Annotated in this window: 13 protein-coding genes and 1 pseudogene; 12 read left to right on the forward strand and 2 right to left on the reverse strand. The window is 38.3% G+C overall.

The window, feature by feature from the left end:
- Positions 1–90: 90 nt before the first annotated feature.
- On the forward strand, positions 91–3,093 hold the full coding sequence (locus tag BLS02_RS04280) for a glycoside hydrolase family 2 TIM barrel-domain containing protein (RefSeq protein ID WP_092491717.1): 3,003 nt from the start codon (positions 91–93) through the stop codon (positions 3,091–3,093).
- 115 nt (positions 3,094–3,208) lie between these two features.
- Here the strand turns inward: BLS02_RS04280 and BLS02_RS04285 are convergent.
- Positions 3,209–8,242, reverse strand: a pseudogene (locus tag BLS02_RS04285) (GH92 family glycosyl hydrolase); the annotation flags it as partial.
- 480 nt (positions 8,243–8,722) lie between these two features.
- Between BLS02_RS04285 and BLS02_RS04290 the strand changes: the two are divergent.
- The 10 genes from BLS02_RS04290 to manA all read left to right on the forward strand — a co-directional run bounded on the left by BLS02_RS04290 (position 8,723) and on the right by manA (position 23,816).
- Complete coding sequence (locus tag BLS02_RS04290; protein ID WP_092491719.1) at positions 8,723–9,709, forward strand: sugar-binding protein; 987 nt, start codon at positions 8,723–8,725, stop codon at positions 9,707–9,709.
- Complete coding sequence (locus tag BLS02_RS04295) at positions 9,706–11,136, forward strand: sensor histidine kinase (protein ID WP_092491720.1); 1,431 nt, start codon at positions 9,706–9,708, stop codon at positions 11,134–11,136. The genes BLS02_RS04290 and BLS02_RS04295 overlap by 4 nt, the downstream gene beginning before the upstream one ends.
- Entirely contained in the window at positions 11,133–12,554 is a 1,422-nt protein-coding gene (locus BLS02_RS04300) for a response regulator (protein WP_092491721.1), read from the forward strand. The genes BLS02_RS04295 and BLS02_RS04300 overlap by 4 nt, the downstream gene beginning before the upstream one ends.
- 97 nt (positions 12,555–12,651) lie before the next feature.
- Positions 12,652–13,935, forward strand: coding sequence for an ABC transporter substrate-binding protein (locus tag BLS02_RS04305; RefSeq protein ID WP_092491722.1), 1,284 nt, complete (start codon positions 12,652–12,654; stop codon positions 13,933–13,935).
- Positions 13,936–14,151: 216 nt separating this feature from the next.
- Positions 14,152–15,093: a carbohydrate ABC transporter permease gene (locus BLS02_RS04310; protein WP_092491723.1), complete on the forward strand. Its 942-nt coding sequence runs from the start codon at positions 14,152–14,154 to the stop codon at positions 15,091–15,093.
- Entirely contained in the window at positions 15,093–15,914 is an 822-nt protein-coding gene (locus tag BLS02_RS04315; RefSeq protein ID WP_092491724.1) for a carbohydrate ABC transporter permease, read from the forward strand. The genes BLS02_RS04310 and BLS02_RS04315 overlap by 1 nt, the downstream gene beginning before the upstream one ends.
- Positions 15,915–16,117: 203 nt before the next feature.
- On the forward strand, positions 16,118–17,101 hold the full coding sequence (locus BLS02_RS04320; protein WP_092491725.1) for an aldo/keto reductase: 984 nt from the start codon (positions 16,118–16,120) through the stop codon (positions 17,099–17,101).
- A gap of 673 nt (positions 17,102–17,774) precedes the next feature.
- Complete coding sequence (locus BLS02_RS04325) at positions 17,775–21,662, forward strand: beta-galactosidase, LacZ type (RefSeq protein ID WP_092491726.1); 3,888 nt, start codon at positions 17,775–17,777, stop codon at positions 21,660–21,662.
- 263 nt (positions 21,663–21,925) lie between these two features.
- Positions 21,926–22,837 carry an ROK family protein gene (locus tag BLS02_RS04330; protein WP_092491727.1) on the forward strand — a complete coding sequence of 304 codons (912 nt, stop codon included), beginning with the start codon at positions 21,926–21,928 and terminating at the stop codon, positions 22,835–22,837.
- A gap of 19 nt (positions 22,838–22,856) precedes the next feature.
- Positions 22,857–23,816, forward strand: coding sequence for a mannose-6-phosphate isomerase, class I (manA, locus tag BLS02_RS04335; RefSeq protein WP_092491728.1), 960 nt, complete (start codon positions 22,857–22,859; stop codon positions 23,814–23,816).
- 67 nt (positions 23,817–23,883) lie between these two features.
- On the opposite strand, the gene BLS02_RS04340 is transcribed toward manA, so the two are convergent.
- The gene (locus BLS02_RS04340) at positions 23,884–24,402 is read right to left on the reverse strand and encodes a GNAT family N-acetyltransferase (RefSeq protein WP_092491729.1); all 519 of its coding nucleotides are present in this window, start codon (positions 24,400–24,402) and stop codon (positions 23,884–23,886) included.
- 265 nt (positions 24,403–24,667) lie between these two features.
- Here BLS02_RS04340 and BLS02_RS04345 point away from each other — a divergent pair, with 265 nt between their 5' ends.
- Entirely contained in the window at positions 24,668–24,874 is a 207-nt protein-coding gene (locus BLS02_RS04345; RefSeq protein WP_092491730.1) for a hypothetical protein, read from the forward strand.
- The last annotated feature ends 7 nt before the right edge of the window (positions 24,875–24,881 follow it).

Raw genomic sequence — 24,881 nt, forward strand, 5'->3', positions numbered from 1 at the left:
AAAATCAAAGGTTAACAGCTTATTGAGGGTGATCAGAGAATTTGAATTGTATGAGAACTCGGAAACCTAAGCGTTGCAGGACTACTCCAGATGAAACAACCGCCGTGGGTATTTAGTAATAATAAAGAGGTATTAGAAGAGCCGTTAAAAACTGCAGTTGATTTTAACGGAAAAACAAAATTATCTGTTAAAAAAGAGCAGTTAATTGAGAACCCAAAAAAATGGTCGGCTGAACAACCGAACCTTTATACACTTGTTTTAGCACTAAAAGATAAAAATGGCAACATCACAGAAACAACAAGTACAAAAGTGGGATTCCGGGAATTTAAGGTTAAAGATGGTCAAATGAAACTAAACGGTAAACCGATCACATTTAAAGGTGTTAACCGTCATGAAATGGATCCGGTAGATGGACGAACGGTTTCGAGAGAACGCATGATCCAAGACATTAAATTGATGAAGAAGCACAATATTAACGCAGTTCGTACGTCACACTATCCGAATCAAGCAGAGTGGTATGATTTAGCTGATGAATACGGGCTCTATATTATAGACGAAGCAAACCTGGAATCCCATGGAATCAGGTGGCAACTACCTAAAAGTGATCCACAATGGCTTCCAGCATCACTTGATCGTATGGAAAGCATGGTTGAACGTGACAAGAACCATCCATCGGTATTGATCTGGTCATTAGGAAATGAAGCAGGAACTGGTACGACCTTCAAGCATATGGCTGAGTTAGCACGCGAATTAGATCCAACCAGGATCATTCACTATGAAGGAGACGACCGCTGGGCTGATATGGAAAGTGTGATGTATCCCTCTGTTTCAAGTGTCGATGATTATGGAAAATCTGGAAATGAAAAACCTTTTCTCCTGATTGAATATGCTCACGCTATGGGGAATAGTGTCGGTAATCTTAACCAATATTGGGATGTTATTGATTCTTATAATAACCTACAAGGTGGATTTATTTGGGATTGGGTGAATCAAACTCTACTTGAACCTATACCTGGTAAAGATAAGGGATTTTACCACGCATATGGAGGGGATTGGGGGGATAACCCAAATGACGATAACTTCATGGCAAATGGTTTGGTTTCTGCAGATCGGACGGTTCAACCGGAACTAAAAGAAGTTAAAAAAGTATATCAAGAAATCGAAGTTCATGCCGTAGATGTGAAAAATGGTGTCATCGAGTTGAAAAATGAATTCCTGTTTACAAACTTGAATGCATTTGATGCCCATTGGGAATTAAAACGAGACGGTAAAGTGATTCAAGAAGGAAAAATAAATGAATTAAATGTTAATCCATTATCAACAGAAGAAATAACAGTACCAATGGAAAAGCCAACGTTGGAAGCAGGTGCAGAGTACTTTTTAGATGTAAGTTTTACGTTGAAAGAAGACACAAAATGGGCCTCTAAAGGTCATGAGATTGCATACGAACAATTTGAAGTGCAGTACGATGTTCCAAATGTACAACCAGAAGAGATATCAGGGATGCCTGAAATTAATGTAGAGAATGGAGATTCTGTTATATCCGTTGATGGAACAGACTTTAAGCTGAACTTTAATAAAGCTAAAGGTACCATCACATCTTTCACATACAAGAAAACAGAATTAATTAAGAGTGGACCGGTACCTGACTACTGGAGAGCTCCACTTGACAATGATAAAGGATATGGCATGCCTAGCATTTCGGGTACATGGAGGGATGCTGGTGAAAACAGAACTGTGACAGATGTTGAGGTAACGAATTACGGCGAAAATGCTGTTCGAATAAATGTGATCGGCACCTTACCGACGACAAATGAATCTAAGTTCCAAACAGCATATATTGTATATGGAACAGGTGAAGTAGTTGTAAAAAGTACATTAGAAGCAGGAGAGAGTTTACCAGAAATCCCGGCTATAGGAATGGAATTAACCATTCCAGAAGAGTTTGAACAAATGGACTGGTATGGGCGCGGGCCTGAAAGCAACTACTGGGACCGTAAAACCGGCTATCCTGTTGGTGTATACAGCAGTACAGTGGACGATCAATTTTTCCCATATGTCGAACCACAGGAAACTGGAAACAAAACGGATGTACGTTGGGTAACCTTTACCAATAAAAAAGGGATTGGTTTAATGGCTACCGGCTTACCGCTAATGGAAGTTAATGCACTTCATTATACGGAAGAGGATTTAGAGTCCTCCGCACATCCATATGAATTGGAAAAACAGGAAGACATATTTGTTACCTTAAATTATCATCAAATGGGACTTGGTGGCGATAACAGCTGGGGGGCAAGACCGCATCCAGAATTTACGTTAGATACGGATAAGACATATGCCTACAGCTATCGTTTGCAGCCAATTTCAAAGAATGATTCTCCAATGGAATTGAGCAAACGTGTAGTAACGGATGACTTAGTTAAGAATATCAAAATTAATGGTGAATCCTTAGCAAACTTTAATACAGAAATAAACAAGTATTCGATTAGTTACCTAAAGGGTACGATTGACGAAGTACCACAGGTAGACGTGATTCCGACGGGCGATAACGTTACAGTTGATATAACACCAGCGGAAGGACTTCCAGGAAAAACGGTTGTGGAAGTTACCTCAAACAATGGATTGCTATCAGCAAAATATGAAATTAATTTTGAGATTGTAGATGAACTATATTTAAGTGATACGGAATGGAAGAGTGCAACGGTTGGCTGGAGATCGATTCAGATGGATAAATCGATTGAAGGCAATCCGTTACGATTATGGGATGGTTCATCAGAAGTTACCTATGATAAAGGAATTGGAACACATGCTCACTCAGAAATTGTCTACGATTTGGAAGGAAAAGGCTATGCACGCTTTCAGTCTTTCGTGGGAGTTGACCAGGAGATAGGCGGTGGTTCAATTGCCTTTGAAGCATGGTTAGATGGAGAACTCGTATATGAGAGTGGCATTATGTATAATAACACCCCAGCAAAGAAAGTTGACCTAGATATAACAGGGAAAAAGAAACTAAAATTAGTAGTTACAGACGCAGGTGATGGTAACGCAGAAGACCATGGAAACTGGGCTGAAGCGAAATTCACAGTCGAATAACGAGCACTCAAAAAACTCCGATCCCTCGCAATAGGATCGGAGTTTTTTTCTGTTTAGCAATTAAGATAAAATTAATCTAATTTGCGTTACCCGTGTACATTTCTTTTACCTCTTCTGAGCTTAGTGCTTCTTTGTAGATTCGAACTTCATCGACTAAACCTTTTGTCTGAAGTCCATCAGGTCCCCATGGTGCTCCACCAATAATTAACGGGTTATCATTAGGTGCTATTGGATTCATTCCTGCTGCCACACTTGCTGCTTCTTCTCCATCGATATAGCCAGTGACCTGCCCATTTTGTTTCCAGGTTAGCGCCAGATGAGTCCACTCATTAGGAGCAATCGAGCCATTATTAAAGCTAAACCTGCTTCCACTATCATCCCACATTTCAGGATAAAGGCCACCGTCTACACCTAAAACATAACCATTTCCAATAGTGGTTTTACCTATAATTTTCTGATCTTGGCCTGGGTCTTCAAGGTTAACCCATAGCCCAATTGTAAATTCATCATCACCATTCAACAACTTACTGGAAGGAATATCAACCCATCCACCATTTAGTTTAATGGCATTTCCAACTTTTCCTTCTACAAACGATACATCGCCATGTATCGTTCCATCATGTCCATAAGGTGATGCATCTTGCACAGTATCTTCAAAATCAAGTGACAGCACTGGTCCATCATGTAGAGCTTTTAATGTTCCGGTTAATTCATTAATTTTAAATTGGTGTATTCCTAATGCCACGTCACTTACGGTAAATGTTACAGTCTTACTTTCACCAGGTTCAAGGGTAATTGTTTTTGTTTCAACAGGAGCTCCATCAAAAGAAAAGTCAATTTGTTTGTCACCTGCTAATAATCCGATATTTGTAACAATAACTGAAATCGTAGCATCTCCTCCTGGTTTAACAGTAGGAGCGGCTAGCTTGGAAACTTCAAAGACTGGCACTTGTTCTACCTCATCTTTATATTTCCATTGTCCTTTGCCTGGATTACCACCTGAATTTAATCGTGAAACAGAAGTGATTAGTGCATTTATGTCTGCACTTAGTACTTTTGTTGCATCTTTTGTAATGTTCCCGGACTTCTTATTCAAGGATTTCAACAGATCATCCAGTTTCTTAGCTGCCTGTTTAAAATGCTCTTTTTCAAACTGATCTTCTGCCTGACCATATTTGGTATCGAACTGCTTGATCAGTGCTCCTTTAATATCGCCAGAATCACGATAACCTTCATACGTCTCTTTCACTTGTTCAAATTTCTCATCCGTATTTCCATAACCGAGAAGTTCAAGTTCTGCAAATGAAGTAGAGCCATTTTTTCCATTTTCAGTTACCTTTAATCTATAATAGGTATATTCACCAGGGTTTTGAATACTAAATGGTTTTGTGAATTCCCGCCATTTAAAACTAACGTCTGTTCTTTCATCAACTATTGTCCAATCTTTTGCATTTTTAGATCCTAACAATGTCCAGCTTTTTGGATCTGATTGGTCGTTGTTGCCTGAAGTAATGGTGTACATTAACGGTCTTGTTGCACCATCCTCAAACTGAAATTGAACCCATGGATTGTCACTTTCCAATGTCACTTTTGTTTCAGAGTTGTTATCGAAAAGGCGATCCGCAACGCCCTTATCACTATGAACGGTGCTGCCATTAGTATCATTTGTCAAATCTTTTAAAGGATCTGGAAGCAGGGAAGAACCGTTAGTTGCATTATCTGTAATAGATGCAGGTAATGCATCTTCACTTGTTCCCCAATCAGACGGCTCCGGTCCCATATCAAATTCAAGTGTTGCCCCTTCAGCTAACAAGTCATGGGATAGTGTCGTCTTATTATAGGATTTACCATTCACCTTCAAGCTTTGTACATATTTATTCTTTTTGCTTACATTTGGAGCTTTAATTACAAGATCTTTGCCACTTTCCAAATGGATAGTCATTTTCTCAAAGAATGGAGCCCCAATTGCATATTCTGGTTTCCCCATCTGTAATGGATAGAATCCTGCTGCACTGAAAATATACCATGCAGACATTTCACCATTATCTTCATCTCCCGGGTATCCCTGGCCAATCTCACTTCCTAAATAAAGTCGTGATAATACTTCACTAACCTTTTCCTGTGTTTTCCAAGGTTGCCCTGCGAGATTATACATGTATGGGATATGATGGGAAGGCTGATTGCTATGTCCGTACATTCCCATTCGTACATCTCTTGCCTCACGCATTTCATGAATAATACCACCATAGTGACCTGGATGTAAGGCAGTTTCCGGGGTAGAGAAAAATTCATCCAGTTTATTTGCAAGCCCGTCCCTGCCACCATAAAGGTTGGCTAAACCCTGACCATCCTGTGGAACGTGAAAAGCCATATTCCATCCATTTGTTTCTGTGTAGTCTCCGCCCCATTCTCTTGGGTCATAGTTTTCCGGCGTAGCTCTCCATTTACCTGAAGCTTTTTTGCCCATAAAGAAATCTGTTTCCGGATTAAACATATTCACGTAGTTTTGAGCACGAGACAAGTAGTAGTTATGTTCTGCTTGATACTGCTCGTATTTGGGATCATTTTTATCTGTTTTTTCGAGTAGTTCTTTTGCCATGTTTGCAATTGCAAAGTCATTGATATAACCATCCATTGCCCATGACATGCCTTCACCGGTTGAGTTGCTCGTATATCCGTCAAAGATGGATGTGGATAATCCTTTTCGACCAACACTTTGATCTTCACTTGCAACAGAGGCATTTTTTAACGCAGATTCATAATAGGCTTCAACATCAAAGTTTGTTATCCCTTTCTGATATGCATCTCCAAATGCCACATCTGAGCTTGTACCAACCATCAAATTCGCATATCCAGGAGAAGACCACCTTGAGATCCAACCTCCATCCTTATACTGTTGGACAAATCCGTCGATCATTTCACCTGCTTGTGTCGGTGTCAATAATGTATAAGCAGGCCAAGTCGTTCGGTACGTATCCCAAAAGCCATTGTTGACATAAGGCTTACCTTCTACAATATTAGCCCCCGTTTCCATTGCAGTATTCTCGCCAACTTCTTCCGAAAATGGACTTGCGTATTTATAAACAGGGTCAGTGTCTGTACCAGTATTTTCATATGCTTTGTTTGGGTATGTGAACAGACGGTACATGTTTGAGTAAAATGTTACAAGCTCATCATGTGTTGCCCCTTCTATTTCAATAATACCCAGCTTCTCATTCCAAAGTTCTTTTGCCTTTTCTTTTAAGTCTTCAAAACTAGTATCAGCCTTTATATCTTGTTCTAAATTCTTCTTAGCTTGTTCAACACTAATTAGAGATGTTGCTATTTTCATGCTGACCGTTTTGTCAGCACCAGATGTATCAAATTGCAAATAACCTGTGACATTATCTCTTCCTTCACCGGTTAACTTACCACTATCTTTTACGGGCTTATCAACTTTTGCGTAAATAAACATCCTTGTTGCCCCTGTTGAAAGACCACTTTTAACATCTGAATACCCAGTAATTGTCTGCTTATCTGAACTTAAGGTTAAACCGCCATTATTATTTACATTGTCAAAAATAAGATTTGAGGTATCTTCCGTAAATGTGAAGTTAAACATTGCTGCTCGATTCGTGGGGGTCATTTCTGTTTGTATACCATTTTCAAACTCTACGCTGTAATAATGGGGTTTTGCTATTTCATTTTTATGCTTGAACGGAAGTGCTCGTTCATTACGATCAGCACTCGGATTATCCCCTTTAGCCGGCATAACCTGGAATGTCTGACGGTCTCCCATCCACGGGCTAGTTTCATGGCTAAGAGAGAATGCCTCTAGTTCTGGAAGATTGTTCTCGTTATTCGATTGCTGATAACTATAAAGCCAGCTTGTAGAACCAGAATCCGTTACGGGAGTCCAGAAATTAAAACCGTGTGGGACTGCTACTGCTGGAAAGTTATTCCCACGTGAAAATGAACCATTCGAATTCGTTCCTCTTAGTATGTTTACGTAATCTACAGGACTTGTGTAGTCTGCTGGTTCGGGGTTACCTTCGATTTTAATATCGTCAATACTTCCCTTAAAGACACCCGGTCCTTTTGGATTCTTGTAAGTAACAAGTATTCTATCAATGGTTTTTCCTTCAGCAACTGATCCAATGTCAGCTAGTTTATGGTTCCATTGATTTGGATAAAGTGTTTCCGATTTTCCTTGTTTCTGAGGGTTTAACACAACACCATGCTGGTCTTTTGCTCCAAGATCACTCAAATAGGAACCATCGGTAAATGCTAGGTCAATCGATACATAGGTACTAGAATAGTCCAGTTGATCCTGATCCACAAACTGTGGATGGATATAATACGACAGCTGTGCTTCTGGTGTAACTTTAATGTTCACATCAAATAGCTTGTTATAGGCATATGCTTCCCCGTCAACTTCATGTCTGCCTTCATAAGTTAACGCTTTTGTACCCGTCCAGCCAACTCTGGTCTTTGCGGTATAGCTACTTGTAGGACCTTCGCTAACGTATGTTTTCATGTCAGATGGAGGTGGTGGCGGGACATCAATTCCGTTGGACAATGCAACTTCTGCCAATTGAGTAAGCCCATCACCAGCATTTTCGGTTATTTTCAGGCGATAATAAGTGTATTCCTGATTATTTTCAAATTCAAATACTTTTCTTTTATACCTGTCTTTGAAAGCCTGATCCGTTCTTGTGTCTAGCTCCACCCAGTTTTCCCTATCGTTAGAGCCAACTAATGTCCAATTTTTTGGATCCCTTCCTGGTGCGTCATTAGCAGATGTTAGTGCATATTTAACCAGATTCTGTGGCTCTGCAAATGAAAATTCAATCCATGCACTTGATTCGAATGCTAACCATTTTGACTGTGCACTTCGATCTGTTAAATTAGTAGCTACTTCATTTGGGGGATTGCTGTTACTAGCTGAGACTCCTTCTACTTTATTTGTTATATCCCCCTGGATTGAATCATAAGGAATTTTTCCAATCACACCTGAGGTCATTTTATTGCCTTCATTATCTACTTCTGAAGTATTTTCCCATGTTGGTTGTTGTTCGTTGACTTCAAATGATGAATTAAAATTGCTGGTTGCAGCAGCTTCAGTCATAGTTGATTTTACTGGTGAGATTGGCAGCGCCGAGACTACCATTAGAATACAAAGAATAACTGATAATTTTGATATAAACTTTTTTCTCACTTCTCATCCTCCAATTTTTAATAGATTTTTTGTAGTTAACTGGTTTGATAAAAAAATTCGTCCGTCCTACAACAGCATCATTTCTGTATTCACTCCCTTTCCATTTTCAACCCTATTACTATTAGTAGAATTATACTTCAGTTATTGTAACCGCTTACAATAATTTGATGGATTTTTTTAATAATTTCTAGATTATTATAAGAAAAGAACATCAACAAAAAATAGAACTTAACACCTATTCCATCAGGGTCATAATACTTTTTGCCTATGTGTGATCAGGGTTATCTATCATTCACATAGGACAATTTTATTCAAAAAATAAATATTGCATTATTTAAATAAATTAAGTTTGCAATACTCTGTAAATTATTTTTTCAATTTTTAGCAGCATCATGATAGAATAGATTCATAATGTTAATAGGATGAGATGCAATGAGCAATTCTAGATTACTAGTTTATACATTGAGTGGTGTTATCTTCTGCATATGTTTTATCGGTATGCTTATTTATGGTTATAAAACATTTATTATTCAAACGGAAAAAGTGGAATCAGCAGATTACAATTATCATTTTGCATTAATAGCTGAAGAAGCGGACAACGAATATTGGAGGCAAGTCGAGGAAGGAGCTAAAAAGGCTGCAGCTGAACATGATATCTATTTGGAGTACCTTGCTCCGTCCAGGGCAAACAATGATAAACTTTTAAAGTTATTGGATCGGATGATTTCTGCTAAGGTGGACGGGATTATTGTTCAAGGGGTTCCAGGCGAACGCTTTGTTGATTTAGTACATAAAGGGGTTGAGCGAGGAATTCCTATAATCACAGTGGATACAGATGTTCAAAGCAGTGAGCGTAAAGCCTACATCGGAACAGATAATTTCTATGCAGGAAAATTAGCCGGTAAGGCGGTAATCGAAAATACCACAGGTGAACAATACGTGGGAATTGTTACAGGGAGATATAACGCAATTAATCAACAAAGAAGACTGGAAGGTTTCAAACATGTAATAAAGCAGACTCCCCGTATACATATTGTTGACATAGAAGAGTCCAATATTACTGCAATTGGTGCTGCTCAGGCAACCTACTCGCTATTAAAACAACATCCATCTATAACTATGTTTGTTGGAACAAGTGCATTGGATGGAATCGGTATTGTTGATGGAATTCAGGAAATTGGTACATATAAAGAATTTCCTATTATTGCATTTGATTTGCTGCCTGAAACACAGGGATTAATTCGAGAAGGAAAAATTGATGCAACGATTGCACAATATCCTAAGAAGATGGGAATTAAATCGGTAAATGTGATGATTGAGTTGCAGAACAATGATTTATTAAATAAAGAGATTTATACCGATACTAAAGTGATAGAAAAAAGGGATTTAAGTTCACTTAAGTATGGTGGGTTAAAATGAAGACAATTCGCGGTAAGCTAATCATTTATTTCTTTGTTTTTGTTATTCTATTTCATGTAACAGCGATTTCTATCTTTGTCAGTTCAAATGAATTAACTAAAACATATAATGACAGTTTCCAGCGTTTTCTATTGCTGAATACTATATCACAACAGACTTCAGAGTTATATTCAACAACAAAATCATATGTGAACGAACCGAAGTCTGGAAGTGCTGAAGATTATTATAGGATAAAATCAGAACTGGAAGGAAACGTGGACCAGTTAACGACCACATTTTACTATATAGACACAATTGAAATGAAAAATTATATAAATCTAATTGAGACATACATTCGTGAAACGGAACTAACAGTTGGTTTTGTTTTAAGAGATGACAGTGAAAAGTATATAAATCACTTGGAGGAAGCAGGAAATGCATCGGATTACATAGCAGAATCCACACTGGAAATTATTAAGCTCGAACTAACGGCTTATCAATCATTTTACGATGATTTGCAGTTGCGTAATAAAAACTTTCTGCTATTTATCGCTTTTTTGTTTCTGACAACTATTATGCTGGCGGTATTTTTTGCCTTATGGTATTCAAAAGGGATTACCCGTCCATTAGGACAACTGTCTGTTGCTGCTGAGGAAGTATCCAGAGGTGACTTGAAGGGGGATCCCATTAATGTTCATACTAATGATGAACTAAGATTGCTCGGGGATACGTTTAACCAAATGCGTTCAAACATTTATGAACTATTTGAGGAAATACAGGATCAATCAGAGCTTGATCGATTAGTTAAGGAAATGGAACTAAAGCACTTGCAAAATCAAATAAACCCGCATTTTTTGTTCAATACGTTAAACACAATTTCCAAAATGGCATATTTGGAAGATGCCAAATCAACTTCCGGATTAATAGATTCTGCGGCGACACTGCTTAGGCACAGTCTTGGGGAAATTGAACATCGTGTTTCACTAGAAGATGAAGTTAAGGTCGTTAAAGACTATTTTCATATTCAAAAGGTCAGATTTTCTGAACGGATAACGTTTCATGTAGATATTGATGAGTCCTGTCTTGTGCTCGAAGTTCCCCGATTAACATTACAGCCCTTAGTTGAGAATGCTTTTATCCACGGAATTGAGGGGAAAGAAGAAGGGGGGATGATTTCTCTTGTCATTTACCAGGAATTAAAGAATGTAATTGTTGAAATTAGCGATGATGGTGTAGGCATGGAACAAGAGAAAGTCAATCAAATTCTTTCTCTAACAAAACAGCAGGAAGAGCATGTCGGTCATTCGACTGGAATAGGACTAACGAATGTAATCAGACGATTACAGCTTTTCTTCCGTTTGACCCATATCGTTGAGATGAAGTCGAAGCCTGGGCAGGGAACCATGATAAGGCTTTTACTGCCACAAGATAAGGAGGAGCTGGAATGAGAATCCTAATTGCTGAAGATGAATTGCTTGAACGTAAAGCTATGCGAAAGTTTCTTGAGAATAACTTTTCAGAAATTAAGATTATTGACGAGGCTACGAACGGAAGAGAAGCAATTGAACTTGTACAGCAAAATCCCCTTGATATTATCTTTATGGATATTAAAATGCCTGGAATTAATGGACTTGAAGCGATTGAGGAAATACAGAACTTGAGCCCTTCAAGTAAATTTATATTGGTATCTGCATACGATTCTTTTGATTTTGCGAAGCAAGCGATGAGTCACGGTGTAAAGGAATATATTTTAAAACCTGGCAAAAAAGAAGAGATTGTCAAATCGATTTTGCGTGTGAAAAAGGAAATTGAGTATGAGTTGCAACAGAAGACCGAAAAAAGAAACCTAATCGAAGAAAGTTTTATTACAAAATTAATGCATCAGCCTTTAGACAAAGAAGCCTATTCGATTCAGAAAGAATATTTTCCTTCGTTTGAAAGTGGTTATTTTCTTGTGATGCAACTTGCTCAGCCTACTGATATAGAACCGATTCGAGAAAGGCTTACAAAATATCTGGAGCACCCATTTATTGTGGATAGTACAGATGGACGGATTGCCTGTTGTATCTTAGCAAATACAAAATTAAATAAGTCTGACATTTTAATGCAAGTCCGAAAGATTCAATTGGAATTCGGTAACCACTGTTATATTGGCATTGGAAATCCATGTTCAGTCCTGGGTAATTTTCCAAAGTCGTATCATGAAGCCCTAACAGCAGCTTATCAACTGACAAAGACAAATAATAGAAAATACGGATTCCTAGAGGAAAATGAAGACAATGATAATATTCAGGATGTCATTGTTCAGATGCTGGCTGAAGTTGAGAAAGGTAATGAACATGAGTCAATCCAGCTTTATAAAGATAAACGTAACTTCTTTTCTATAGATGATCATGAGGATATTTATTTTAATGTGAAGCGGATGATGGAAGAACAAAATATTGCTTTCCCCGAGAACACCATTTCTGAACTGGACTCCGATTTAGAGTGGCAGCAATTTATTAACCTGTGCTGTTTGAAATTCCAGGAACATTATCGTTCGAAGAAGCTCATGGAGAAAGTGAAGGAATATATAGATGAACATTACAGGCATGGAATCACACTGGAGGAGATGGCTGCACACGTCGGATTAAGTCCGAATTACTTTTCAAATGTATTTAAAAAGGAGTTCGGAAATACATTTGTAGAATTTATAACTGGCCGAAGAATGAATGAAGCAAAGCTTTTAATTATGGAAAATCGGTATTCTCTTAAGGAAATCAGTTATATGGTCGGTTACAATGATCCCAATTATTTCAGCAGGGTGTTTAAAAGGTCTTATCAAATGTCACCGAAGAAGTTTCAGCAGCAAATCTTTAAAAAGTGAAGGTAATCATAAAATAATACAGTAATCAAAAACGCAACTGCCAATCTGAATATTTATAATAGTATCTGTAAGCGTTACCATAAAAAGGGGGAAAAATATGAAGAAATTATTTAGTGTTATTTTACTGCTTGCATTAGCTCTTGTGTTAGCTGCATGCAGTGGTTCAGATGATGCAGAAGGTAGTTCAGACTCAGGAGAAGAGAAAAGTGAAAACAAAGTTGAAATTTTCAGCTGGTGGACTGGTGCTGGTGAAGAAGATGGCTTACTTGCATTAATTGACTTATTTGAGAAAGAGCATCCCGAAATCAAGGTGGAAAATGCAGCAGTTGCCGGTGGAGCTGGTACGAACGCCAAAGCAGTACTTGCTACTCGGATGCAAGGTGACGATCCACCATCAACATTCCAGGTTCACGGTGGTGACGAATTGAATGAAGGCTGGGTGGCAGCTGGAAAAATGGAGCCACTTAACGAACTTTATGAGAAAAATGGATGGAAGGGAAAATTTCCTGAGGAACTGATTGATTTGGTCAGTAAGGATGGAGATATTTACTCCGTACCAGTAAATATTCATAGAGGAAATGTGATTTTTTATAATAAGAAGGTATTTGAAGACAATGGCATTGAAGAACCAGAGACATTCGAGGAGTTCTTCGCAGCATCAGAGAAATTAAAAAAAGCAGGTATTACACCGGTAGCACTGGGTGATAAAAATTCCTGGCCGGCAACACAAATCTTCGAAAACGTTTTGTTAGGTGTGCTTGGACCTGACGATTACAAAAAATTATTCGCGGGCGAGATTCCGTTTGATGATGAACGAGTAGTTGAAGCTGCCGAGCAGTTCGGTAAGGTTCTTGATAACATTAATGAAGACCACGCTGCACGAAACTGGCAGGATTCTGCACAACTCGTTTCTAATGGAGAAGCAGCTATGATTAATATGGGTGACTGGGCAAAAGGTTACTTTGTAAACGATTTGGATATGGAAACAAACAAAGACTTTGGATTCTTTGAATTCCCTGGAACAAAAGGTGAGTTTCAAGTCATCACTGATACATTTGGATTGCCTAAAGGAATTGAAAATCCGAAAGATGTTAAGGAATTTTTGACATTCCTTGGATCTACTGAGGCACAGGATGTATTTAATCCATTAAAAGGTTCAATTCCTGCACGTACTGATGCTGATGAATCAAAATATGATGAATATGGAAAAGAAGCAATGCAAGACTTTAAAGACTCACGTTTAGTGCCAAGTCTTGCGCACGGGTCTGCAGCTGCTGCAGGTTTTCTGACAAAAGCTAATCAGGCTGTAAATATTTTTGTAACACAACGTGATGTTGATAACTTTATTCAAGCATTAAAATCTGCATCATCTGAACTTTAATAAGTGGAATTTTGAGGCTGCCTGAAAGCGGGGGCAGTCTCTTATTGATTTTTTAAAAGTCCAGAAAGTATATACACTGCTGACTGCTAAGTGCAACTAAGGCTTGCACTCCAAGGTATAAGGAAGTCAGGAAAGCAGAAGGCGCTATTATAAGATTTCCGTAATGTAAGCCGGATTTTCTAACAGAGAAAAGCCTCTAAGTAAGGAGGAAACAATTTGGAGGAGACAGCAATTAAGAAAAAGCATAAGCACAAAATTACCAAAGACCATTGGACAGCAGTGGCATTTCTCATACCGTCTATTATCCTGATTCTTGTATTCGTTTACGGGTTTATCGGATGGACAGGGTTTGTATCAGTAAGTAATTGGAACACACTTGCACCTGATTTTTCCTTTGCTGGACTTGAAAACTATATTTATTTATTTCAAGATTACCGTTTTCAGGCTGATTTACGGAATACAGTATTTTTCACCATCTTTTTCATAGGATTGGTCATTGTATCTGGGTTGGGATTAGGGATTCTGATTGACCAAAAATTAAAAGGTGAGTCCATTTTCCGTAATATCTTTTTATTCCCAATGGCGTTGTCATTTATTGTTACGGGTGTAGTATGGCAATGGTTATTGAATCCATCAACAGGATTTAATCAGTTTCTACAGGTGTTTGGAATAACCCCAAAGTGGTATACGGATACAAATATTATTGCTGGCTTTGAGTGGGGCAAGATAGAGTTTGGGTTACCGGTCGCGATTATAGCAGTAGTTATTGCAGCGGTTTGGCAGATGACCGGATTTTCATTAGCAATGTATTTGGCAGGTTTGCGTGGAATCCCTGATGAACTCCGTGAAGCAGCAAGAATTGACGGGGCAAGTGAATTCCAGATATATCGGAAGGTTGTAATTCCGATGTTAATGCCGATAACGGTAAGTGTTATTATCATCATGGCTCATATATCATTGAAAATATTTGATCTAATTTATGCCATGACAGGATCAGGGGCAAACTATGTTACCGATGTTCCTGCTGTTTATATGTTCGAAACAACGTTTAAAGGGCATTACTATGCAAATGGTGCTGCTATTGCAATTATCATGCTACTTTTGGTAGCAATATTCATTGTTCCGTACCTATGGAACAGTAGAAAGGGTGATAATTAATGGCGGCATTTCCGATTGGAAAAACAATAAAATATTTGATATTAATCTTTTTAGCTATATTATTTTTAATGCCGATTTATGTAATCATTGTAACGAGTTTAAAACCATTGGATGAAGTTTCATTGGAACAAATGTGGGCGTTACCTACTTCAATTGACTTCAGCTCCTATGCACAGGCAATCAAGCAACTCGCCCCCAACTTTATGAACAGTGTATACTTAGTGGTTCCTGCAACTCTCTTATCTGCCCTGTTAGGGGCAATGAATGGATATGTTTTATCCAAATGGAAATTTAAAGGTTCGGAAACATTATTCATGATTATTTTATTTGGAATGTTTATCCCGTATCAAAGCATCCTGATACCACTGATACAATTCATACGTAGTATTGGATTGTACGACACTATTGCAGGGCTGGTTCTTGTACATGTTGTATATGGCTTGCCGATTACAACCTTAATGTTCCGAAACTTCTATGCAAGTATTCCAGATGAAATGATTGAAGCTGCTAAAATTGATGGGGCAAGTTTTCTTGGTGTTTTCAGACATATTATGGTGCCGTTATCAATAACAGGGTTTGTAGTAGTAGCAATCTGGCAGTTTACGAATATTTGGAACGAGTTTTTATTTGCAGTAACTATTACAACAAATGAAAACCAGCCAATTATGGTGGCGTTGCAGAATCTTTCTGGGAGTCAGATTGTCGAGTGGAATGTTCAAATGGCCGGAGCACTAATTGCAGCATTACCAACGCTGCTTGTTTATATCATATTGGGAAAATACTTTGTTCGTGGCCTTCTGGCTGGATCTGTGAAGGGATAGAAGGTTTTTGGTACCAAGCAATGCTTACAAGTGGACTATTCTTACCACTCTCCAGGCTAGAGGAAAACTTTCACTGGTAGCGAATTTTAAGGATCGGAGGGAACACTCTGATCCTTAAGTGTAAGTAATTCGTCTTTTGACGCACATGAAGAAGTGATCCTTTCGATACAAACATACTACGTAAAGTGAGGAGGAGAGAAATTATGAACTACCGTCAACTTGGAAAGACAGATTTGAAAATAAGTGAATTAAGCTTTGGCACATGGGCAATTGGTGGTGCATGGGGTAAGTTGAATGATAAAGAGGCAGTGCGTGCTTTAGACCGTGCCATGGATGAAGGTGTCAATTTCTTTGATACTGCCGATGTTTATGGTGATGGTCATAGTGAGGAACTATTGGCTAAGGCAACAAAAGGAAAAGAAGATTCCATTCACATTGCGACGAAATTTTGCCGTGCTGGTGATATTCATGACCTTGAAACGTACTCGTTAGAACGCGTGACGGAGTATTGTGAGGAGAGCTTAAAGCGCTTGAATCGTAATCAAATTGATTTGTATCAAATCCATTGTCCACCAATGGAAGTACTGCAAGACGGCAGAGTCTTCGAGGCATTGGAAAAGTTAAAGGAACAAGGGAAAATACGTTACTATGGCGTAAGCGTTGAGACTGTTGAAGAAGGCTCATATTGCCTGGAACATACAAATGCAAGTTCACTACAGGTCATTTTTAATATTTTTCGTCAGAAGCCATTAGAGAAGCTGTTCCCCCAAGCATATAAAAAAGGAGTAGGTATCCTTGCCCGTGTACCATTGGCAAGTGGGCTACTTACTGGAAAGTTTAGCGAAAGTGCTAAATTTGATGCAGATGACCATCGTAACTTTAATCGGGATGGTGAAGCTTTTAATGTAGGTGAAACGTTTGCCGGACTTGATTTTAATAAGGGAGTCGAGCTGAGCCGTAAGCTGGATTGGATAGCTGATGGCAGAGGGAGTATGACTCGTGCTGCGCTTAAGTGGATTCTGGAACATAAGGAAATCTCCAGTGTTATTCCTGGATTCAAAAATGTGGGGCAGGTAGAGGATAATCTACAGTCCTTAGATGTAAAAGGGTATTCGCCCGAAGAATTAGAAAGACTGGTAACGTTTTATCGTAATGAGGTATATGAACATATACGGGGAGCTTATTAAATTAAACTGGACGATTGGGAGTTACAGGGACAGAGGGAACAGGAAGAGGCAACTGAAAAAGTGTAACCTACCCAAAAAGGAAGAAGTTCACAACCATATATAAGTTGCTTCATATTTTATCTTCTGTATATTGAACACTTTTAAGATAGTTCGGAAGGAAATATTATCAATTTTTCAGTGTCTCGGACAAGAATCCCCGTCTCGTAACCTTCAGATAAAAGTATGATAGTAAAAAGTGGCTGTCCCTGAGATGATTTGTGGACAGTCTTTTTATTTAGGGAGGAACAGGCCTTATTTTTGTAGTTCTTTTTCATCATTAACTAATTACTAAGACCTAAACATAACCAAATCTCATTCCCGTAGTCTTAAAATAGTGAATAAATTCTTGATATTATCCAGTTTTTAATCCAACATATCCAGAATAGTCACTTATAATTTAATGTAAGCGCTACCAAAGATTTCACAATCCTTCCTTTATTCCATCTTAGATAGAGTTCTCAAAAAAGTACACTAGAGTAAGTCGCTTTATAATTTTTCGTGAAAAGGAGGCATCTTATTAAGGGTATATAGTGTTTAAGGCTACTGTAGGTGATGGTTTAAAAGTTATCCGCAATTTTAGGGTTCCTTTTGACTAACAGCGTTAACATTTTATTTAAGGAGGTTTTATTATTATATGAAACAATCAATACGTATGTATTCACTTATCATTATTTTCTTCTCATTAAATCTTGTTGGTTTTTCTTCAAATGTCTTAGCTGAAGGCGATGAATCTGTATGGAACGGTACACCTGAGACTTTCCAAGTTAACAGAGAGCCTGCAAGTGTAGAAACCATTCCATTCAACAATGAAAGAGCAGCTGTAAAAAGAAACCTGGATAGTTCGCGATTCTATCGTTCTCTTAATGGGGATTGGAAGTTTTTTTGGTCGAATGATTCAAATGAGAGACCAGAGAATTTTTACTTAGACGACTACGATGATTCAGATTGGACTACGATTCCAGTACCTAGTAACTGGCAGCTACTAGGACATGGGGATATTATCTATCAAAATCAAGACCATCCTTGGCAGGGATACGGGAAGATTTCACCTCCAGAAGTTCCTATTGAACATAACGAAGTAGGGTCTTACCGACATGAATTCCAAATACCGGGGAACTGGGATAAACGACAAGTAATCCTTTCGTTCCAGGGGGTTAAATCCGCGTTTAATGTTTGGGTGAACGGTGAGAAGGTTGGGTATAGTGAGGACAGTTTCACTCCTGCAGAATTTAATATTACTGATTATGTTAAAAAAGGCAAAAACACACTTGCTGTTGAAGTATTTCGGTGGTCAGATGGAGCGTGGTTAGAGAATCAGGATATGGTTGATTTAAGTGGTATATTTAGGGACGTTTACGTTTATTCAACACGAGATGTCCACATGGATGATTATAAAGTTGAAGCGCATTTAGATGATGACTACAAAGATGCAACCTTAAAGATTGATGGACAGCTTTCAAATAAAGATAATGTTAATTTAGATGATTATTCGATTGAAGTACAGTTATATAATGAAATTGACAAAGCTTTTTGGAACGAACCAAAAAAATTAGCTGCCTCTTCTACGGGTGATAATGAAGGTGGATTCTACTCAGAAATCCCCTTAGTAAACCCTTTAAAGTGGTCTGCTGAAAAACCAAACCTGTATACACTTGTATTAAAATTAAAGGATCCAAAAGGGGAAATAGTTGAGGTGTTAAGTTCGAATGTAGGGTTTAGAGAAATCGACATTAAGGGAACCCAAGTTAGGATCAATGGAAAGCCGATAACTATTAAAGGTGTTAATCGTCACGCAGTTCACCCGGATACTGGTTATACCATGTCTGAAGAACAAATAAGAAAAGATATTAAGATAATGAAAAAATTTAACATCAACGCTGTTAGAACAGGACACTACCCTTTTAGTTCCACATTTTATGAATTGGCTGATGAGTACGGGATATATATTTTAGATGAAGCAAATAATGAAACGCATAATATGAGGCCATTTCCAGGCAACAGTCCAGATTGGAGCGGAGCAGTGTTAGATCGAATTAAAACAATGGTTGAACGTGATAAAAATCATCCATCCGTAATTTTCTGGTCCATGGGGAATGAAGTTGGATCAGGTGACGTATTTAGAGAAGCCTCAGAATGGATTAAGGAGTTTGACTCTACTAGACTTGTTCATTTCCAGCAGGATAATAGTCTGGCTGATTTTGATAGTTTTATGTATCCAAGCCTAAGTACTCTTGAAACCTATGGAAAGCGGAATAACCGACCACTTATTATGAGTGAATACGAACACGCGATGGGTAACAGTGTAGGAAATATAAAAGAATACTGGGATATAATTGATCAATATGAAAATTTACAAGGTGGGTTTATTTGGGACTTTGTTGACCAGTCTGTACGCCTTCCAGTTGATGGTGGCGCAGAAGGACTACCAATAACTAAGGACTATGAAGGTGAGACGTACTTTTCTTACGGAGGTGACTGGGGTAGTTATCCATCCGATGGGATATTTATGATGAATGGTCTTCTAAGTCCTGACCGTACACCACAACCGGAAATGTACGCAGTCAAGTCTGTCTATCAAAATATTGATATTAAGGATGTAGATCTTAAGAAAAACAAGATTAATATTTATAATGAACACTTATTTATCAACTTAAATAAATTTGCCGGCAAATGGGTACTAAAACAAGATGGTGAAGCGATTCAGGAAGGTGAAATTAATGAAGACATTGCTGGAGGAGAAACAAAAGAGATTACCTTACCAATAAACACGCCTAAACAGTTAGAAGAAGGAGCAGAGTATTGGTTAGAGGTTAGCTTTTCGCTAACCAAAAATGAACCTTGGGCTAAGAAGGGGTATGAAGTAGCGAGCAACCAATTTAAAATGCCTTACAACGCACCTGCATCTCCAGGGTTTAATACCACTTTAATGTCAGATCTTTCTGTTAATAATGAGGAATCAGTAATAAGTGTATCCGGTAAAGAATTTAACTTAGAGTTCAGTAAGGAAAAAGGGACAATTACCTCTTTTAAGCAGAATGGAATAGAGTTATTCAAATCAGGACCTATTCCAAATTTCTGGCGTGCTCGTAATGACAATGATTTAATGAATGGAATGTTAGGCCGAAATAGCTCTTGGCGAAATGCTGGAGAACATATGGATATCACTAATATAAAAGCAAGAGAAATTAGTGAAAAGGTTGTACACATTCAAGTAGATGCTATTTTACCGACTACTGGTGAAACACTTTATCGCGTGGGTTATTTTGTTTATGGAAGTGGGGAAGTAGTAGTACGAAGCACCGTTAAACCTAGTACGACACTTTCTGAAATCCCAGCAGTTGGTATGGAATTAAGACTTCCTGGTGAATTTGAGAACGTTAATTATTATGGGCGCGGTCCTTTCGATAATTACTCGGATCGTAAAGATGGTGCTGAGGTTAATGTATACAACAGTACCGTTACAGAGCAATTCTTTTCTTATCCTCGACCACAAGAGACAGGTAATAAGACAGATGTCCGTTGGTTAACATTAACAAATGATAACGGAAATGGTTTAATGGTTGGTGGATTACCACAATTTGAATTTTCTGCACTTCATTACGCGGAAAGTGATTTAGAACAAGCTAACCATCCATTCGAATTAACTAAACTTGATGGTATTGCATTAACAATTAACCAAGCACAAATGGGAGTATGGAATAGTTGGGGTGGTACGGCACTTCCACAATACATGTTGTATACAGATCATTCCTATTCCTATAATTATGTTCTCCGTCCATTTAGTGACGGACAATCAGCAACAGACCTTAGTAACCGTCAAATTGATTTGAGTTTAATAGAAGATATTAAAGTTGATGGCAAGTCATTAGAAGAGTTCCATACCGATATGACAAATTATACGTATACTTTCTCTAGTGCATTAAATGCAGATATACCTAAAATACAAGTGACTCCGGCTAATGAAGACATCGAGTATGAAATAGAGGAGGCAGAAAAAATATCTGGTCAAACCCTTATCCACGCTCGGACAAAGGATGGATTCTTAGAACAAACGTACACCGTAAAATTCAATCCTGTTTCTGACTTATACTTGAGTGACATACTATGGGAAAGCGCTACAGTTGGTTGGGGAACGATACAAAAAGACTCATCACTTGCTGGTCCACCAATCACGCTCCAAGGTGAAGAAGGCCCGGTTATCTACAATAAGGGGTTAGGGATCCATGCTATTTCAGAAATTATTTACGATTTAACAAACTGGGAATTTGACCGATTTGAAACCTATGCAGGCGTTGAACAACATGCGGATAAAGACGGTAACCTCTTTATATTTGAAGTATGGTTGGACGGAGAAATGGCATATCAAACAAATCCAATGAGAAAAAGTACACCCCAACAGTTTATTAGTGTGAATATAGAAAGTAAAAAAGAACTGAAATTAGTAATGAGAACGGTTGATGGTGGATCAAACGGACATGGTCACGGTGCTTGGGCTGCCCCTAAGATGATAATGACTGATTGATTTGAACTATGGTGCGCAAATTGACAGTGCCTCTTTAACTGCAGATTCACTGAGATTACTACTATTAGACTAAGTTAGTAGCTTGGTAGTAAAGAAGGCTGTCTCAAAGGTTAATTGTGGATAGCCTTTTCATGGGAGAGGGTGCAGGAGGGGCGGGAACCTGTCCCTCTGTTCCACGGGTAAACTTCCATTTTTAGTTTAATAGGGAAAGACGGCACTTTAGCCTAATTATGATAAGATATAAATAAAAGGGTGTGTACATAATGCAGCATGCTATAGGCGTTGATATCGGTGGAACAAAAGTCGCAATAGCGATAGTTGATGAAGCTGGTAATATTTTAACAGAATCAGTTATTCCTACTGATCTATCGATTCCTGCAATTAAAATGGTGGGGAAAATTAATAATGAAATAGAACAGGTTATCAAAAGAACGGGAATCCCAATGGAACAGCTAATAGGTATCGGTATTGGGGCACCTGGACCATTAGATAGTAAAAATGGCATTATTACGTCGCCACCTAATTTAAGTGGATGGATTGATGTGCCAATAACACAAATAGTTGAGCAGCATTTCTCTATTCCTGTTTCCTTGGAAAACGATGCAAACGCTGCAGCAATGGCTGAGAGACTGATAGGTGCAGCACAAGAGAATGATAACTTTGCCTATATAACAGTGAGTACAGGCATTGGTGCTGGCATTGTGGCGGAAGGGAAGCTGCTACGGGGATTGAAGGGGAATGCAGGTGACATTGGACATACAGTGGTTGACCCATCGTTCGGAAAATGTACGTGCGGACAATACGGCTGCTTAGAGTGGATTGCCTCAGGAACGGCAATTGCCAGACAGGGTTCGGCGATTATCGGAAAAGACATATCTACAAAAGATGTATTTAATCTTTATTTTAATGGAAATAAGGAAATTATTCGTTTAATCGAAAAGGTTTTCCGTGTACTTGGTGTTGCATGTGTCTCAGTTATTAATACCTTTGACACCGAAAAAATCGTGATCGGAGGTGGAGTATCAAAAGTAGGTGATCCGCTGTTTCAATCGATTCAAGCATATGTGAGTGAATTCGCATTAAACGAAACAGGAAGACAAACAGAAATAGTTCCGGCTAAGTTAGAACAAAGTTCCGGTGTTATTGGAGCGGCAGCTTTATGTTTTGCTCGATAATAGGTATGGAGGAATAAAAATGTATAACGAACCAATTTTTCTGAAACCTGTATTTCAGGAGCGTATATGGGGCGGCAATAATTTACAAACACTTTTTGGATACGACATCCCGAATAACAAAACAGGTGAGGCATGGGTTATATCAGCCCATTCAAATGGACCTTCTGAAATAGTAAATGGTCCGTTACAGGGAAAGAATTTAGCTGAAGCGTGGAAGGAACATCCAGAAATATTTGGGAAGACATCTACTGAAGGAGATTTTCCGTTATTAGTTAAAATTTTGGATGCTAACAATGATTTATCTGTCCAGGTTCATCCTGATGATACATATGCAAGAGAAGTTGAGGGTGAAAGTTACGGAAAAACTGAATGCTGGTATGTGCTGGACTGTGAAGAAGGTGCGGAAATTGTTCTCGGACACCATGCACAATCAGCTGAAGAATTTAAGGGAATGGTTAATTCCGGGGACTGGGATAAGTTACTTAGACGTGTAAAGGTTCAAAAAGGTGATTTTATATACGTCCCAAGTGGTACAATTCATGCAATTGGAAAGGCAATAGTCATTTTGGAGATACAGCAAAGTTCAGATATTACATATAGGGTCTATGATTATGACCGTACTGATACGGAAGGAAATACACGTGAATTACACGTTGACGCTGCTATTGAGGTAACTAATTATCCACATGAGGAAGTTGACTCACGACATATTGAAAAAGTAATTGACGATTTGGTTAGTACACAGTTAGTTGATGAGAAGTATTTCAGTGTCTATCACTGGAAACTCGATGGTGAAGTTTCACGAAAATTGGAGTCTTTCCTTTTAGTAAGTGTGATTAGTGGAAAAGGTAATGTTATGGTTGATGGACAGACGTTTCCAGTACAGATAGGAGATCATTTTATATTACCAAGTACTGTAGAGGAATATATAATTGAAGGTGATTTGGAAATTATTGCTTCGGTGCCTGGAATGGATTAAGTGTTAAGTATACAAATGGAGGAAGTGGCAAGGAACTTCCTCCATTATGATTATTTACAGATTATTGCTATTTAAGCAGTTTCCAATAGTCTTTTTCAAAGATACTCATCAACACGGCGTCATGATACTCACCGTTGACAAAATAGTGTTCATACAATTCGCCTTCAGCCTGAAAACCTACTTTTTCATAAATATGAATTGCCTTTTCGTTCACTTTGTCCACAACTAAATAAAGCTTGTGCAGGTTAAGCGTGGAAAAAGCATAGTTCATCGCCAACTGAGTTGCTGTGCTTGCATAACCATTACCCTGATGTGCGGTATCAATCATAATCGCAAATTCCGCATATCGGTGTCTCTGATCAATACCATACAAGCCTACAAATCCCAATTTTTCCCCTTTATAAGTTAATATAAACTGTCTCTCTCGTGTGCTGTCCTGGCTTTTTTCATATTCATCCTTTAGCTTTTCCATAGACATATAAGGTTCTTCAAACCAATAATCCATCACATCTGGATCATTGTTCAGCTTGTGTAAAAACTCCAAATCATCTTTTTCCAATGTGCGTAGTTTTACATCCTTTGACATGCTGTATATTCCTCCCATCAATTACTCTCATTATCAATTAATACTATCAGAAGTTTAGATGTCAGTCACAAGGAATAAGTATTGCTAGTTATTATCCAATTGTGAAAGGTGCGATTCGTGTTGGGAAAAAATATGTATAAACCGGACAACTCCTGAAATTCACCAAAAACTATTCTGTATATGAGATATTCAACCACTAAATATATTCCCTAATTAAAAACCGTCATTTGTGCAAAATAATAGGAAACGGAATGGAGGTTTTTTCATGAAGGAAAGTAATCAAAATAATGACAGATATACGGCTGCAGGAACAGATATTGATGCGGTTAAAGAACAGAGCCGGCATTCTGGGCTGTCGTATAATGAAGCAAAAGAATGGATTGCTAAGACATCAGGTGGCCGTGGTACCAACATTTATAGTGATACCAATGCTGAAGAGGTTAAACAGAAAAACCGGCAAACCAATGACTAAGTTTAAC

The organism is Virgibacillus salinus, from assembly GCF_900102415.1.
In the GTDB taxonomy this organism is placed as follows: domain Bacteria; phylum Bacillota; class Bacilli; order Bacillales; family Amphibacillaceae; genus Lentibacillus; species Lentibacillus subterraneus.